Raw genomic sequence first — 14,756 nt, 5'->3', positions numbered from 1 at the left:
GGCGCCGGCAAAGGGCGCCATCCTATATCCTTACAAACACTAAGGGAAGTCATGTCGTTAAAAAACGCCCTGACTCCTTGCATCTCGCACGGCTTCACCTAACTGCCATACGGCCATAGCGTAATGTGTGCTGTGGTTATAACGGGTAATGGTGTAGAAATTGGGTAGCCCGAACCAGTACTGGTAACTTTGCCCCATATCAAGACGTAACAGGCTGACCTTTTGTGTACCCGCAAGTGGCGACTGAGGTCTCAGACCGGCAGCAGCCAGTTGGCTAACGGTATAACCGGCATTAAAACCATTATCCAGATAAGGAGCTGATCCACTGGCCGGGATAGCTATTGCCTGTCCTGCCTGCCAGCCATGCTGTTGGAAGTAGTGGGCAACACTGCCGATAGCATCTACCGGATCCCAGAGATTAATATGTCCGTCACCATCAAAATCCACCGCGTACTGTTTATACGCAGAAGGCATAAACTGACCGTAACCCATTGCTCCGGCAAATGAGCCTCTCAGCTCCAACGGATTGTCCTGTTCGCTGCGGGCCATCAGCAAGAAAGTTTCCAGCTCACTGCTGAAGTAGGCAGAGCGTCGCGGATAGTCAAAGGACAAGGTGGCCAGCGCATCAAGGATTCGGGTTTTACCCATCACACGTCCCCAACGGGTTTCCACCCCGATGATTCCAACGATAATTTCCGGAGGAACACCGTATTTCTGCTGAGCCCGCAGTAAATCTCCCTGATACTGATTCCAGAAGGCTACGCCATTTTTGACATTGCCAGGGGTAATGAATTTGTTCCGGTAGCGTATCCAGGCACCATTAGGTCCCACCGGGGCTGCCGTAGTGGGAGCCTGCTGGTCCATCAGGCGTAGCACATAATCCAGGCGTTTAGCCTGTCCCAGCCACGACTCCAGTTGTTGACGGTCAAAGCCATGCTTTGCCACCATCATATTAATAAATTTTTCGGTTTCCGGGCGCCCGATAAAATCACCGGAAAGCATTGCCTGTCCGGCAGGAGGTGCCTGTAAAAAGCCACCCCGTGGTACGGTCGCCGAACGCGGGACATTTTCGGTTTTACTACTGCAGGCAACCAGCAACACAAATAACGGTAACAATGAAATTTTGTAGCGCATCAGAAACCTATTAACCAGAAACAGACATTTGCTCATGTTAATGCTTTGCTTAACAGACAAACAGTAGACTCGTGCAAAAAAAGCCGATAAAAACCACGTTTATCGAATAAAATAGTAAAAATCCCAGCCGCGATGGGGGAAAAACATCAATCCGGCCTTGAGGAAAGAAACGGGGCTCCAAAAATTATCCGTTTATAATCAGCAAACACCCCCTCACCTGCCTCTGCATGCAAGACAACATAGTGGATTATTGCCTGATATCCAGGGCAGAAAGAAAACACGGCTCTTACCCTGTTCCCTGCAGCCACTAAACACAACCACAGGCTGTTTATCGACGTGACTATAAAGATAATTTCAGTGACGGATGTCAGACATCCGTCAGCGGAAGAAAATGCTAAAACAGAGGGATTTACGCGGAAGTTTTGGCTACATATACCCAGGCAGTTTCACCTGACATTAATCTGACCTGAATGCGGTGATAGTCATCAACTTCATAGGCATCGGCATTGAGTAACTCCTCTGCCGATACTGTAAAGACCATTCCGGAGACCTGATCGGAGTCATTTTCACTCTTACGGACAATAGGATGAAAACGCTCACCACTTTCTGCCAGTACCTGCGGATCAGTAATTTCGACCATATCTTTGCGCCAGCCGGTCATTGCATCAGATTTTCCCTCCGGCAGTCGCCCAAAATTCGCCTGCTGAACTTCTGTTAACTGAAGCGTTCCGTATGAAAAAAGTCGTTCACTGTATTGCGGGTCTGTCATCTGTCACCTCTGATGATTGATAAATCATGTTGAAAACTGATCAGGCAGAAAATATCCGGCAGAATTCTAACCGATTTCTGGCCGAATGTTGGTCTGCTCAGGCGTAATATTAATTAATCACGATCTTGCTCAGTCAAAAGATTTCATTGTTTCGGGCCAGTACGAAGAAACAAGCCTTGTCACAGGTTTTCCCGGCTAACAGAGTCCGTTATCATATCCACTTTGTACTTGTGAAAAGACAAACCAGCCAGTGGTCACTGCCACGATATTTTGGGCGGGCGACGCGCTGACCGATAAATGCAGAATTTCATGAGAGCCAGTGAGACAAGGTGAGAACCAATGATAAACATAAAATCACTTAACTCTCTCATTTTTATGATAATGGATATCTCAACACTATGAGTACATCAGGAAATTTAGATTCCCATACCCCAATGATGCAGCAGTATCTGCGCCTTAAAGCAGAGCAGCCGGAAATTTTGCTGTTTTACCGTATGGGTGATTTTTATGAATTGTTTTACGACGACGCCCGTAAAGCATCACAGTTACTGGACATTTCTCTGACCAAACGGGGAGCCTCAGCGGGTCAGCCTATTCCGATGGCCGGCGTGCCGTATCACGCGGTGGAAGGTTATCTGGCAAAACTGGTTCAGTTGGGAGAATCGGTTGCTATCTGTGAACAGATTGGCGATCCGGCCCTGAGTAAAGGCCCTGTCGAACGTAAGGTTGTCCGCATTGTCACCCCCGGTACCATCAGTGATGAAGCGCTGCTGAATGAGCGCCAGGATAATTTGCTGGCCGCGGTATATGCCAGCCCGAAAGGGGTGGGTTTTGGCTATGCCACACTTGATATCAGCTCTGGACGTTTTTTACTTAGCGAACCTGAGAATGAAGAAGCGCTGGCTGCTGAACTGCAACGCACTAACCCTTCAGAACTGCTCTATCCGGAAGATTTTACTGCGATGTCCCTGATAGATGGCCGTCGGGGATTGCGCCGCCGCCCGTTATGGGAATTTGAAATCGATACCGCCAGACAGCAACTCAATCTGCAGTTTGGTACCCGTGACCTGCGCGGTTTTGGCGTGGAACAGTCACTGACGGGTTTGCCCGCTGCTGGTTGTTTGTTGCAGTATGTTCGTGATACCCAGCGCACCTCACTGCCACATATTCGCTCACTGAGCATGGTTCGCCAGCAGGATACCATTATCATGGATGCGGCGACCCGACGAAATCTTGAAATTACCCAAAATCTGGCCGGTGGTACGGATAACACCCTGGCCGCTGTGATGGATAAAACCGTCACCCCGATGGGTAGCCGTATGCTTAAACGCTGGCTGCATATGCCACTACGTGATCCACAGGTGATTATTGGTCGTCAGACCTGTATTGCCGAATTGCAGGATCTCAGCGATCAGTTGCAACCCTTACTGCATCAGATTGGCGATCTGGAGCGAATTCTGGCACGGCTGGCATTACGTACCGCCAGACCACGTGACCTGGCGCGAATGCGCCATGCATTTCGTCAGCTTCCGGAAATTCAGCAATTACTGGCCGGGGTCACCAGTCCACGTTTAGCGACCCTTGCTCAACAGAGTGGTGAATTCCCGCAACTACGTGAACTGCTGGAACGGGCTATTATTGAATCCCCTCCGGTGCTGGTCCGTGATGGCGGAGTTATTGCCCCGGGATACAACGCTGAGCTGGATGAATGGCGGGCACTGGCCGATGGTGCTACCGATTACCTGGATAAACTGGAAATTCGTGAACGTGAAAAGCTTGGGCTGGATACGCTAAAAGTCGGCTTCAATGCTATTCATGGTTACTATATTCAGGTTAGCCGGGGACAGAGCCACCAGGTCCCGATGCATTACGTGCGCCGCCAGACACTGAAAAATGCCGAACGATATATTATTCCTGAACTGAAGGAATATGAAGACAAAGTGCTCACCTCAAAAGGTAAAGCGCTGTCTCTGGAAAAGGCGTTATATGACGAACTTTTTGCGGAGCTGCTGCCACACCTGGAAGCACTGCAGGTCAGTGCCAGTGCCCTGGCCGAACTGGATGTGCTGAGTAATCTGGCTGAGCGGGCACAAAGCCTGAATTACTGCTGCCCGCAATTGCAGGAGGCTCCGGGAATTACTATCCGCGAAGGTCGTCATCCGGTAGTTGAGCAGGTGCTGAAAGAGCCGTTTATTGCTAACCCGTTGTCGCTCTCGCCACAACGCCGGATGTTGATTGTTACCGGGCCAAATATGGGGGGTAAAAGTACCTATATGCGTCAGACAGCACTGATTGCGCTGCTGGCCTGGACCGGAAGTTATGTTCCGGCGGATGCCGTGACCCTCGGCCCGGTTGACAGGATTTTCACCCGCGTAGGGGCTGCTGATGATCTGGCGTCCGGCCGTTCCACCTTTATGGTCGAAATGACCGAAACGGCAAATATTCTGCATAATGCGACGGCAAACAGCCTGGTGCTTATGGATGAAATTGGCCGGGGAACTTCCACCTATGATGGTTTATCGCTGGCCTGGGCCTGTGCAGAAAACCTGGCTAACCGGATTAAAGCGCTAACGTTGTTTGCTACTCACTACTTCGAGCTAACTACCCTACCGGACAGTCTGGAAGGTGTGGAGAACGTTCATCTGGATGCCATGGAGCATGGTGACACCATTGCCTTTATGCACAGTGTGCAGAATGGTCCGGCGAGTAAGAGTTACGGATTAGCGGTAGCAGCACTGGCAGGAGTACCGAAAGAAGTGATTAAGCGGGCCAGACAAAAGCTGCGTGAACTCGAGCAAATTTCTGCGCAGAATCCGCCGTCACAAGCTGATGGTTCTCAGTTAAATCTGCTGACCAGTGAAGTTTCGCCTGCTGTTGAAGCCCTGGAAGCGCTGGACCCTGACAGCTTATCTCCCCGTCAGGCTCTGGAGTGGTTATACCGGTTAAAAAATCTGGTCTGAAACTTCGGCGGTTTCGTTTAACGCGAGCTGGCCGCCAAAAAAGAAAGCAGCCTGTTGATACAGGCTGCTCTCGGTTTTCATCATCAATGATAAAGGGTTGTTTCGTGAATACACATCCGTGTTAACTGTCCATGTTACTCGCGAAATAACGCTTCAATGCTCAAACCCTGTCCCTGTAATATCTCCCGCAACCGGCGTAAACCTTCCACCTGAATCTGGCGGACACGTTCACGGGTCAAGGAAATTTCCTGGCCGACATCTTCCAGAGTCGCAGCCTCATAGCCCAGCAAGCCAAAACGTCTTGCCAGAACTTCACGTTGTTTTGGATTCAGCTCGTACAACCATTTAACAATGCTCTGTTTCATATCATTGTTCTGGGTACGGTCTTCCGGTCCGGTATCGTTATCATCAGACAAGATATCCAGCAACGCCTTATCAGAGTCACCACCTAACGGGGTATCAACTGATGTAATTCTCTCGTTTAAGCGCAGCATCCTGCTGACATCTTCAACCGGTTTATCCAGTTGCTCGGCTATCTCTTCCGCACTTGGCTCATGGTCAAGTACGTGAGCTAATTCCCGGGCAGTACGCAGATAAACATTAAGCTCTTTTACGATATGAATCGGCAGACGGATAGTCCGGGTCTGATTCATAATCGCCCGCTCAATGGTCTGGCGGATCCACCAGGTCGCGTAAGTAGAAAAACGGAATCCACGCTCTGGATCGAATTTTTCTACCGCACGAATCAGGCCAAGGTTTCCTTCCTCGATCAGATCCAACAGTGCCAGCCCACGATTACTGTAGCGGCGTGAGATTTTTACAACTAACCGCAGATTACTTTCGATCATCCGGCGGCGTGCAGCCACATCCCCGCGCAGTGCTCTGCGTGCGAACAGCACTTCCTCTTCAGCCGTCAGCAGGGGTGAATATCCAATCTCCCCCAGATAGAGCTGGGTTGCATCCATAACCCGTTGATTACTTGTCTGAGATAGCAGGTCATCATCCGTAACTTCATCATCTTTAGAGTCATTTGCTACCAGTGCAGTCTCATCGAAGGTCTCACTACCATTCTCATCAAAAGCATCTTCATGTAACTCATCAACTTTAAGTGTATTTTGGCTCATCAATGGCTCCTCCCCTTATCCCGGACAGAGCCATATCAGCTCTGCCTGTTAACGTTGCGGTAAATAGCGCAACGGATTGACGGATTTCCCCTTATAACGAATTTCAAAGTGCAATCTAACTGAGCTGGTACCGGTACTGCCCATGGTTGCAATTTTTTGCCCTGCGCTCACTTCCTGTTGTTCGCGGACCAGCATCGTATCATTGTGTGCGTAGGCACTCAGGTAATCATCATTATGTTTAATGATGATCAGGTTGCCGTAGCCCCTGAGCGCATTACCTGCATAAACGACACGACCTGCTGCAGTAGCGACAACTGGCTGTCCCCGGGAACCGGCAATATCAATACCTTTATTGCCGCCTTCAGAGGCAGAGAAATTGTCAATAATCTTGCCTTCAGTTGGCCAACGCCATCCGGCGATTGGCGCAGAACTCGCTGAAGTACTGCTGGCCGTCGGTGGATTCACTGGGGCAGTAATCGGTGCTGAAGCACTTCCTGTGACCAGTGGTTTTGACGGCAGCAATTTACTGCCACTGCTTACGGTACTGCTTGTTTCGTCATCAGAATCTTCAGAGTACGTAATTACGGGTTGCTGCGCAACCGGGCGGGGGTGAGGTGTCACCGATTGATTTTTAGGAGGTTGAGAGGAATCAGCTATCGAAATAGCATTACCACCGGTAATTGGCTGACCGGAACTGTTACCTACCTGTAACACCTGACCAACACTCAGGCTATATGGGGCCGCGACATTATTGCGTTGTGCAAGGTCACGGAAATCATTGCCAGTGATCCAGGCAATGTAAAACAGGGTATCGCCCCGTTTTACGGTGTAGGTAGGTCCATTATAGCTACCTTTCGGAATATTCCCATAAGTGCGATTGTAAACTATGTGACCATTTTCGGTCCGGACAGGGGCTTGTGCCGGAACAGCAGATGAAGATTCGATGCGTGGTGATGCCACCGTCATCCCGGCGCCAGGGCCTGAAGGTACCGTATTGTTCACCTGAGGCGTTGCACTACGTCCGGAATTAAGCAACGATCCGTTCCCGCTGTGTCCGCCTGCGCTGCCGCCAATGGCAGAAATTGGAGCCTGATTATTTCCGGAACTGCATCCTGCCAGGACAGCCGCGGCAACAGTCAGTACTGCAAAACGGCGAAATTGAAATAGTGTGCTTCCCGTGCTCATTGTTCCCCCATGATAACCAGCGGAAGAGTGATGACCAGCCACCGAATACAGAGGGCCTTCCCTCTGCTCTGTCGTAACGGTCACTTAAAAGGTACGTGGAACTGACAATCCTGACAGCGCCACGCTGCGCGATAATATAACGCTCAGTAAATCATTAATATCAGGCCAGATCACCCTGAATCAGTGGTACAAAACGCACAGGCTCTATCACATCATCGATAAAAGTATCCCCTGAACGCTGAATTCGCCGTAACACCTGATGCTCATCACCAACCGGCAGTACCATGACGCCCTGTTCGCTCAGCTGCCCGCACAGGGCCGCCGGAATCTCTGGCGGTGCCGCGGTAACAATAATAGCATCAAATGGACCACGGGAAGGCCAGCCCTGCCAGCCATCCCCATGACGGGTAGAGATATTATGCAGATCAAGCTGCTTCAACCGACGCTTTGCCTGCCACTGCAGACTTTTTATACGTTCTACAGAATAAACATGATCCACCAGATGAGCCAGAATGGCTGTCTGGTAACCTGATCCGGTGCCAATTTCCAGCACCCGTGACCGGGAAGTCAGCCCAAGCAGCTCGGTCATTCTTGCCACCATATAGGGCTGAGAAATGGTCTGGCCATAACCAATCGGCAAGGCATTGTTGTCCCAGGCCTTATGTTCAAACGCTTCATCGATGAAATGTTCCCGCGGGACTTCAGCGATGGCACGTAAAATGTGCTCATCACTGATTCCCTGCTTGCGCAGCAATGTCAGTAACGTTTCAATGCGTTTGTTCAGCATGGCAATGCAACCTCAGCCAGTTCCAGCCAGTCTGCCAGTTTTTCCTGAGTACGATGTGCTGTCAGGTCGGCATCCAGAGCGGTAATTGAGATGTAACCTTGTTCAATAGCAGAAAAATCCGTATCCGGCCCGGCGTCCAGTACCCCGGCCAGAGGCCCTATCCAGTAGATGGTTTCACCGCGTGGATCTTTCTGAGTAATGACCTGATCAGACGGATGCCGCCGGCCACAACGAGTGACACGATAGCCTTTGATCTCTTCCATTGGCAGATCAGGAACATTAATATTCAGAATGCGCCCGGTACGCAATGGTACACGCTGCAACGCCTGCAAAATCGCACAGGCAGCCGCAGCCGCAGTCGCGTAATGAGTCTGTCCGTTAAGCGAGATAGCCAGTGCTGGTAACCCCAAATGGCGTCCTTCCATGGCGGCGGCAACCGTACCGGAGTAGATAACATCATCGCCCAGATTAGGGCCGGCATTAATCCCGGAAACCACAATATCTGGTTTCGGCTGCATCAGAGCATTAACCCCAAGAAATACGCAATCTGTCGGTGTACCCATTAATACTGCAATATCGCCATTACTGTGGGTGAATGTGCGTAGTGGTGCCTCCAGCGTCAGTGCGTTGGAAGCGCCGCTGCGATTTCGGTCCGGTGCGACAATCTGCACATCGGCCATTTTCCGCAACTCACCTGCCAGCACCTGAATGCCCGGGGCAAACACCCCATCGTCATTACTCAGCAATATCCTCAAACTCACCTCCTTGTTGTAAAAGTTCACGGACAACACTGGTTGCAAAACTCCCCGCCGGCAGCCAGAAATCCAGTTTCAGCGTAGTACTGTCAAGCCATTGCCAGCGCAACTCTTTCGGAACCACCAGCATGGCCCGTCGCGCGGCTTCGACTTTCTCTTTGATCAGCAAGTCACAAAGATCAGGCTGTTGATCCAGAATCTGCTGTTCGAAATTTAACGCGTCAGCTTGTGGCCCTGCATGGCCTTTGCCTGCCAGAGGAGCGGTCAGACGAAGTTCTCCCTGCTGTAACCGCAGACGTACATCATCCAGCTCATCGGTTGTCGCAACAAACCAGCTCCCCCGCCCGGTCAGTTGTACACAATCGCCTTCTAAAAGGGTGGTCAGATTTCCCTGAGCGGCCAGACGTGCACTGGTTACCTGATTAAACATAGCACTTCGGGCCGCAGAGAGAAGCAAACTACGCTTATTGCGATCACGGATCGTGATTTCTCCCCGTGCCCACTGGCCTGCCATCGTCAGGTTATGGCCGTCCCGGCCAAAGCGTTGTTCACCAAAATAGTTCACAGCACCGTCACGGGAAATCAAAGCCAGTCGCTGTTCGGCGGCTGCCTGATCACTGATTTGACGAATAATAAGACTGAAAGCATTTCCGGCCAGCGCACCGGTACGAATTTTACGCTTATGACGGCTGACCTGCAGGATTTCACAACCTTCGAGCGAAAACCCGCTCATATCCGGCATCTCTTTTCCCGGTACCCGCAGGCAAAAGGTTTGTTCAGTGACCGCATGGCGATCTTTCATTCCGGCAAAACTGACTTCTCTGGCCGGGATTTTCAGATATCGCGCCAGCGCATCAGCGACAAACCTGGTGTTACATCCGGTTTTACGTAACCGGACCAGTAACTGTTCGCCTTCACCATCCGGCAAATAGCCTAAATCTTCGGTGACCCGAAAATCTTCAGCCGTGGTTTTAATCTTTCCTGATATCTGCGGCTGGCCATGCAGATACAGGAGGTCACTCATTTTCATTTACCGGCCACCGTCAGTAGTGCTACAGCTTCACAGGCGATACCTTCACCACGACCGGTAAAACCCAGTTTTTCAGTAGTTGTCGCTTTCACATTGACCTGGTCCATATGGCAACCCAAATCTTCCGCAATGTTGACCCGCATCTGAGCAACATGTGGCAACATTTTTGGGGCCTGAGCAATGATAGTAATGTCCACATTACCTATCTGATAGCCTTTATTGCGGATCCGTGACCAGGCTTCCCGCAACAGTCCACGACTGTCGGCACCTTTAAAAGCAGGGTCGGTATCCGGGAACAGTTTACCGATATCTCCCATCGCCACAGCTCCCAACAGTGCATCAGTCAATGCATGAAGCGCCACATCACCATCCGAGTGGGCAATAAATCCCCGGTCAAACGGAATTCTGACTCCGCCTATCACCAGCGGACCTTCGCCGCCGAATGCGTGAACATCAAAACCATGGCCGATACGCATTATGCGTTCTCCTCTGAGTGTATGCGGGTTAAAAAGAATTCTGCCAGTGCCAGATCTTCCGGGCGGGTCACTTTAATATTATCGCTGCGCCCGTAGACCAACTGCGGATGGTAACCACAGTATTCGAGTGCGGAGGCTTCATCTGTAATCACCGCACCTTCATCCATCGCCCGCTGCAGACAGTCTGCCAGTAGCCGGTACGGAAACAGCTGTGGAGTAAGTGCGTGCCAGAGATCCTCACGGTCAACCGTATGGGCAATCAGAGACATTCGTGGCTCTGCCCGTTTCATGGTATCACGCACCGGAGAAGCCAGAATGCCGCCGGTCTTACTGCTGAGTGTCAGTTCCAGCAAACGTTGCAGGTCATCAGGATGCAGACAGGGTCGCGCCGCATCATGAACCAATACCCAGCGGGCATCATTAATGGCCTGAAGTCCTGCCCGAACAGAATCAGCACGCGACTCACCACCGATAACAGTACAGATCCGTGGGTCGGCAGCCAGTGGCAGGCGAAGAAACTGTTGATCCTCCGGATGCAGAGCGACGACGACCTGTTTTATTGACGGATGACTGAGCAGAGAGGCAATGCTGTATTCAAGCAGAGTACGTTGACCTATGGTCAGGTATTGTTTTGGACGATCAGATTGCATCCGGCTACCGATGCCGGCAGCCGGAACTACAGCAATCACATCCGGAAGGGACACGGTGCTATTCATTATTGTCTTTATTATCGTTGTTGGTTTGGCATTGCGGATTGCGCGTTGCGTTTATTTTGCTCTGGCACCAGACGATAGAAAGTTTCGCCAGGACGTATCATTCCCAGCTCATTGCGTGCCCGCTCTTCGATAGCTTCAGAACCACCGTTCAGATCATCGATTTCAGCGAACAACTGATCATTTCGCGTTTTCAGCTTGGCATTGCTAGCCTGCTGAACCGCCACTTCCTGATTTACCGTTGTGTAATCATGAATACCGTTTTTACCGAGCCACAGCGAGTACTGTAGCCAGCCAAGTAAAACCAGTAACAATATTGTCAGTTTTCCCATCCCCGCCCCCTGAAAAACGGCTCAATCATCCCATAACTTTTGGCAGGACTCCACTGTGGAGACAAAAATGTCGTATTTTTCATGATAATTCTGACGGCGAAAGCGTGAAAGCCGCTATAAAAAGCGTTTTTTCTGTCAGGCAGGAACCGCGGCTGATGGCTATTTCCAGCCAGCAAGGAAGGAAAATAGCACCCAGAAAAATGAAATCACAATCAGAAGTGTGAATATCAACGTCCGGACCAGGCGGTTGTTAAACCAGATACTGAGGGCAATACCAGTGATTACGGATACCGGCAGCAGTGCGAGAAAGAAAGGCCAGGTATACATAAAAAAGAACAGCACGCTGGCTCCGAAATAGAAAAACGGAGTCACCAGCGCCAGTAGATACGCAAAAAAGCCAATGATCCCCCCGGAAAGAGAAGCCGCGGGCCGCTCTTCGGGGGTATCATGTTGTTTGGCTGGTAAGGTAGTCACGTTCTGCATATCAATCCTGTCGGTAACCGCCGGGGTCAGAGAAACGCCCCGCCGTCTTAAAGATCGATAATATCCTGCCTGCGCAGCAGATCGATGATTTCCTCGCTCAGTTTTGTAACCAATTGTTCGCCATCCAGATGCAATTCCGGCTGCTCCGGAACCTCGTAAACAGCATCAATACCCGTAAAGTTGGTCAGTTCACCTGCCCGTGCTTTACGATAAAGTCCTTTCGGATCCCTGGCCTCACAAATATGTAACGGGGTATCGACAAACACTTCGACAAACTGTCCTGCATCCAGCAATTCCCTGACCATCTGCCGTTCGCTTCGGTGCGGTGAGATAAAGGCTGTAAGTACCAGCAGCCCTGCATCCGCCATCAGTCTGGCCACTTCGCCCACACGACGAATATTCTCTTTCCGGTCAGCATCACTAAAGCCAAGATCACGGCACAATCCATGCCGGACATTATCGCCGTCCAGCAGAAAGGTATTTACCCCTGCCTGAAACAGCTGTTGTTCAACCGCGTCTGCCAGTGTGGACTTACCGGACCCTGAGAGCCCGGTGAACCATACCACTGCACCACGATGACCTTGTCGTTGCTCGCGATCCGCACGGGTAACAGTGTGCGGATGCCAGACTACATTTTCATCATGTTCAGCCATTAACGGCCCCCTGAAATATCACGGGCACCCCAATGCGGATAATGTTTACGAATCAGCGCATTTAATTCGCGCTCAAATGCACCATATTGCTGAGCATCCTGTACCGCCAGCTGGTCACGCAGGGCAAACACCATGCCTGCTCCGACAGTGACATTGCTTAAACGATCGATGAAAATCAGCCCGCCGGTCACCGCGTTTTGAGCGTATGCATCGATAACCACTGGCTCATCAAAAGTCACCACAACCCGGCCAATACCGTTAAGTGGCAGTTCATCGGTTTCCGAGGTTACCAGGGTATTAATGTTCACCTGATGCAGGATGCTATCGATGCTGGCACGGGCCTGTTTACCCGCCACTTTCACCTGATAACTGTTACCCACCTTCAGTGGTTTTTCCGCCATCCAGACCACATCAATCTCAGCTGACTGCACCGCCTGTAAAGTATCTTCGGCGTCGACCAGCAGATCACCACGACTGATATCAATTTCATCCGCCAGTACCAGAGTAATCGCTTCCCCGGCATAAGCTTCCGTCAGATCTTCATCAAAGGTGACAATCCGCGCTACCGTCGATTTCACACCAGAGGGCAGAACTTTAACCTGCTGGCCGGTATAGACTTTTCCTGACGCCAGAGTACCGGCATAACCACGAAAATCGAGATTTGGACGGTTAACATACTGAACAGGGAAGCGCATGGCTTGCTGCTCTGTATCACGACGAATTTGTACAGTTTCCAGAATTTCCAGCAGCCCTGGTCCGTTGTACCACGGCATATTTTCGCTGGTACTGACGACGTTATCACCGGTCAGTGCAGACAGCGGTACAAAACGAATATCCAGGTCATCCGGCAACTGGCTGGCAAAATCCAGATAGTCACTCTGAATGTTATTAAAAACATCCTGACTGTAATCCACCAGGTCCATTTTATTCACAGCCACAATCAGATGTTTAATCCCTAGCAGGGTAGAGATATAGCTGTGGCGCCGTGTCTGATCCAGCACCCCTTTACGGGCATCAATCAGTAGAATAGAGAGATCACAGGTGGAAGCCCCGGTGGCCATATTACGGGTATATTGTTCGTGTCCCGGGGTATCAGCAATAATAAACTTCCGCTTTTCTGTGGAAAAATAGCGGTAAGCAACATCGATAGTAATCCCCTGTTCACGCTCTGCCTGTAAACCATCAACCAGTAATGCCAGATCGAGTTTTTCGCCCTGAGTACCGTGACGTTTACTGTCATTCTGCAGTGATGAGAGCTGATCTTCATAGATCTGTCGGGTATCGTGTAATAAGCGACCAATCAGGGTGCTTTTTCCGTCATCGACACTGCCGCAGGTCAGAAAACGCAGCAGGCTTTTATGTTGTTGTGCAGTCAGCCAGGCTTCAACGCCACCCTGATCGGCAATCTGTTGTGCTAATAATTCATTCATGGCAGTTTCCTCAGAAGTATCCCTGGCGTTTTTTGAGTTCCATCGAACCAGACTGATCACGGTCAATCACACGGCCCTGGCGTTCACTGGTGGTTGAAACCAGCATCTCCTCAATAATTTCCGGCAGTGACTGTGCTTCAGATTCCACAGCACCCGTCAGCGGCCAGCAGCCTAAAGTACGGAAACGAACCATCCGTTGCTTAATCTCTTCACCCGGTTGCAGATTAATCCGGTCATCATCCACCATCATTAACATCCCGTCGCGTTCCAGAACCGGACGCGGAGCGGCCAGATACAGCGGAACAATCTCGATATTTTCCAGGAAAATATATTGCCAGATATCCAGTTCGGTCCAGTTGGACAGCGGGAATACACGGATACTCTCGCCTTTATTAATCTGTCCGTTATAGTTGTGCCATAATTCCGGACGCTGGTTTTTCGGGTCCCAACGGTGGAAGCGATCACGGAACGAATAAATGCGCTCTTTGGCCCGCGATTTTTCTTCGTCACGGCGGGCACCACCAAATGCCGCATCAAAACCGTATTTGTTCAGTGCCTGTTTCAGCCCTTCGGTTTTCATAATGTCAGTATGTTTGGCGCTGCCGTGCACAAACGGGTTAATCCCCATCGCCACCCCTTCAGGGTTACGGTGTACCAGCAGTTCTGCACCAATATTTTTTACGGTGCGATCGCGGAACTCATACATTTCACGAAATTTCCAGCCGGTATCCACATGCAGCAACGGGAATGGTAATTTTCCCGGATGGAATGCTTTACGGGCCAGGTGCAGCATCACTGAGGAATCTTTACCAATGGAATACATCATTACCGGGTTACTGAACTCAGCAGCCACCTCACGGATGATATGAATACTCTCTGCTTCCAGCTGGCGCAGATGAGTTAATCGTTTTTGATCCATACAACT

Annotated in this window: 15 protein-coding genes; 1 reads left to right on the top strand and 14 read right to left on the bottom strand. The window is 50.7% G+C overall.

Features of this window, described 5'->3' with window-relative positions; genetic code table 11:
* Window positions 1–57 precede the first annotated feature (57 nt).
* Both mltB and A7K98_RS04910 read right to left on the bottom strand, forming a co-directional pair.
* The gene (gene mltB / locus A7K98_RS04915) at window positions 58–1,134 is read right to left on the bottom strand and encodes a lytic murein transglycosylase B (RefSeq protein ID WP_087490364.1); all 1,077 of its coding nucleotides are present in this window, start codon (window positions 1,132–1,134) and stop codon (window positions 58–60) included.
* A gap of 409 nt (window positions 1,135–1,543) precedes the next feature.
* Window positions 1,544–1,903 carry a gamma-glutamylcyclotransferase family protein gene (locus A7K98_RS04910; RefSeq protein ID WP_087487570.1) on the bottom strand — a complete coding sequence of 120 codons (360 nt, stop codon included), beginning with the start codon at window positions 1,901–1,903 and terminating at the stop codon, window positions 1,544–1,546.
* A 398-nt stretch (window positions 1,904–2,301) separates the two neighbouring features.
* Here A7K98_RS04910 and mutS point away from each other — a divergent pair, with 398 nt between their 5' ends.
* Entirely contained in the window at window positions 2,302–4,863 is a 2,562-nt protein-coding gene (gene mutS / locus A7K98_RS04905) for a DNA mismatch repair protein MutS (protein ID WP_087487569.1), read from the top strand.
* A 134-nt stretch (window positions 4,864–4,997) separates the two neighbouring features.
* On the opposite strand, the gene rpoS is transcribed toward mutS, so the two are convergent.
* The 12 genes from rpoS to cysD all read right to left on the bottom strand — a co-directional run bounded on the left by rpoS (window position 4,998) and on the right by cysD (window position 14,750).
* Window positions 4,998–5,987: an RNA polymerase sigma factor RpoS gene (rpoS, locus tag A7K98_RS04900; RefSeq protein ID WP_087487568.1), complete on the bottom strand. Its 990-nt coding sequence runs from the start codon at window positions 5,985–5,987 to the stop codon at window positions 4,998–5,000.
* 48 nt (window positions 5,988–6,035) lie between these two features.
* Window positions 6,036–7,172, bottom strand: coding sequence for a murein hydrolase activator NlpD (nlpD, locus tag A7K98_RS04895; RefSeq protein WP_087487567.1), 1,137 nt, complete (start codon window positions 7,170–7,172; stop codon window positions 6,036–6,038).
* 160 nt (window positions 7,173–7,332) lie between these two features.
* Entirely contained in the window at window positions 7,333–7,959 is a 627-nt protein-coding gene (locus A7K98_RS04890; RefSeq protein ID WP_087487566.1) for a protein-L-isoaspartate(D-aspartate) O-methyltransferase, read from the bottom strand.
* On the bottom strand, window positions 7,953–8,714 hold the full coding sequence (gene surE, locus A7K98_RS04885) for a 5'/3'-nucleotidase SurE (RefSeq protein ID WP_087487565.1): 762 nt from the start codon (window positions 8,712–8,714) through the stop codon (window positions 7,953–7,955). The genes A7K98_RS04890 and surE overlap by 7 nt, the downstream gene beginning before the upstream one ends.
* Window positions 8,695–9,738 carry a tRNA pseudouridine(13) synthase TruD gene (gene truD, locus A7K98_RS04880; protein WP_087487564.1) on the bottom strand — a complete coding sequence of 348 codons (1,044 nt, stop codon included), beginning with the start codon at window positions 9,736–9,738 and terminating at the stop codon, window positions 8,695–8,697. The genes surE and truD overlap by 20 nt, the downstream gene beginning before the upstream one ends.
* A gap of 2 nt (window positions 9,739–9,740) precedes the next feature.
* Entirely contained in the window at window positions 9,741–10,220 is a 480-nt protein-coding gene (ispF, locus tag A7K98_RS04875) for a 2-C-methyl-D-erythritol 2,4-cyclodiphosphate synthase (protein WP_087487563.1), read from the bottom strand.
* Window positions 10,220–10,936 (bottom strand): 2-C-methyl-D-erythritol 4-phosphate cytidylyltransferase, encoded by a 717-nt coding sequence (ispD, locus tag A7K98_RS04870; protein WP_087487562.1) that lies wholly within the window; start codon window positions 10,934–10,936, stop codon window positions 10,220–10,222. The genes ispF and ispD overlap by 1 nt, the downstream gene beginning before the upstream one ends.
* Window positions 10,937–10,947: 11 nt before the next feature.
* Window positions 10,948–11,265, bottom strand: coding sequence for a cell division protein FtsB (gene ftsB / locus A7K98_RS04865; protein WP_087487561.1), 318 nt, complete (start codon window positions 11,263–11,265; stop codon window positions 10,948–10,950).
* A gap of 159 nt (window positions 11,266–11,424) precedes the next feature.
* Window positions 11,425–11,748 (bottom strand): DUF3561 family protein, encoded by a 324-nt coding sequence (locus A7K98_RS04860; RefSeq protein ID WP_087487560.1) that lies wholly within the window; start codon window positions 11,746–11,748, stop codon window positions 11,425–11,427.
* Window positions 11,749–11,795: 47 nt separating this feature from the next.
* Complete coding sequence (gene cysC, locus A7K98_RS04855; protein ID WP_087487559.1) at window positions 11,796–12,401, bottom strand: adenylyl-sulfate kinase; 606 nt, start codon at window positions 12,399–12,401, stop codon at window positions 11,796–11,798.
* The gene (gene cysN, locus A7K98_RS04850) at window positions 12,401–13,831 is read right to left on the bottom strand and encodes a sulfate adenylyltransferase subunit CysN (protein WP_087487558.1); all 1,431 of its coding nucleotides are present in this window, start codon (window positions 13,829–13,831) and stop codon (window positions 12,401–12,403) included. Before cysN ends, cysC begins: the two co-directional genes overlap by 1 nt.
* Window positions 13,832–13,841: 10 nt before the next feature.
* Window positions 13,842–14,750 (bottom strand): sulfate adenylyltransferase subunit CysD, encoded by a 909-nt coding sequence (cysD, locus tag A7K98_RS04845; RefSeq protein WP_038018387.1) that lies wholly within the window; start codon window positions 14,748–14,750, stop codon window positions 13,842–13,844.
* Window positions 14,751–14,756 lie beyond the last annotated feature (6 nt).

Source organism: Tatumella citrea (assembly GCF_002163585.1).
Taxonomy (GTDB): Bacteria; Pseudomonadota; Gammaproteobacteria; order Enterobacterales; family Enterobacteriaceae; genus Tatumella; species Tatumella citrea.
This window is presented reverse-complemented; position numbering and strand designations above follow the sequence as displayed.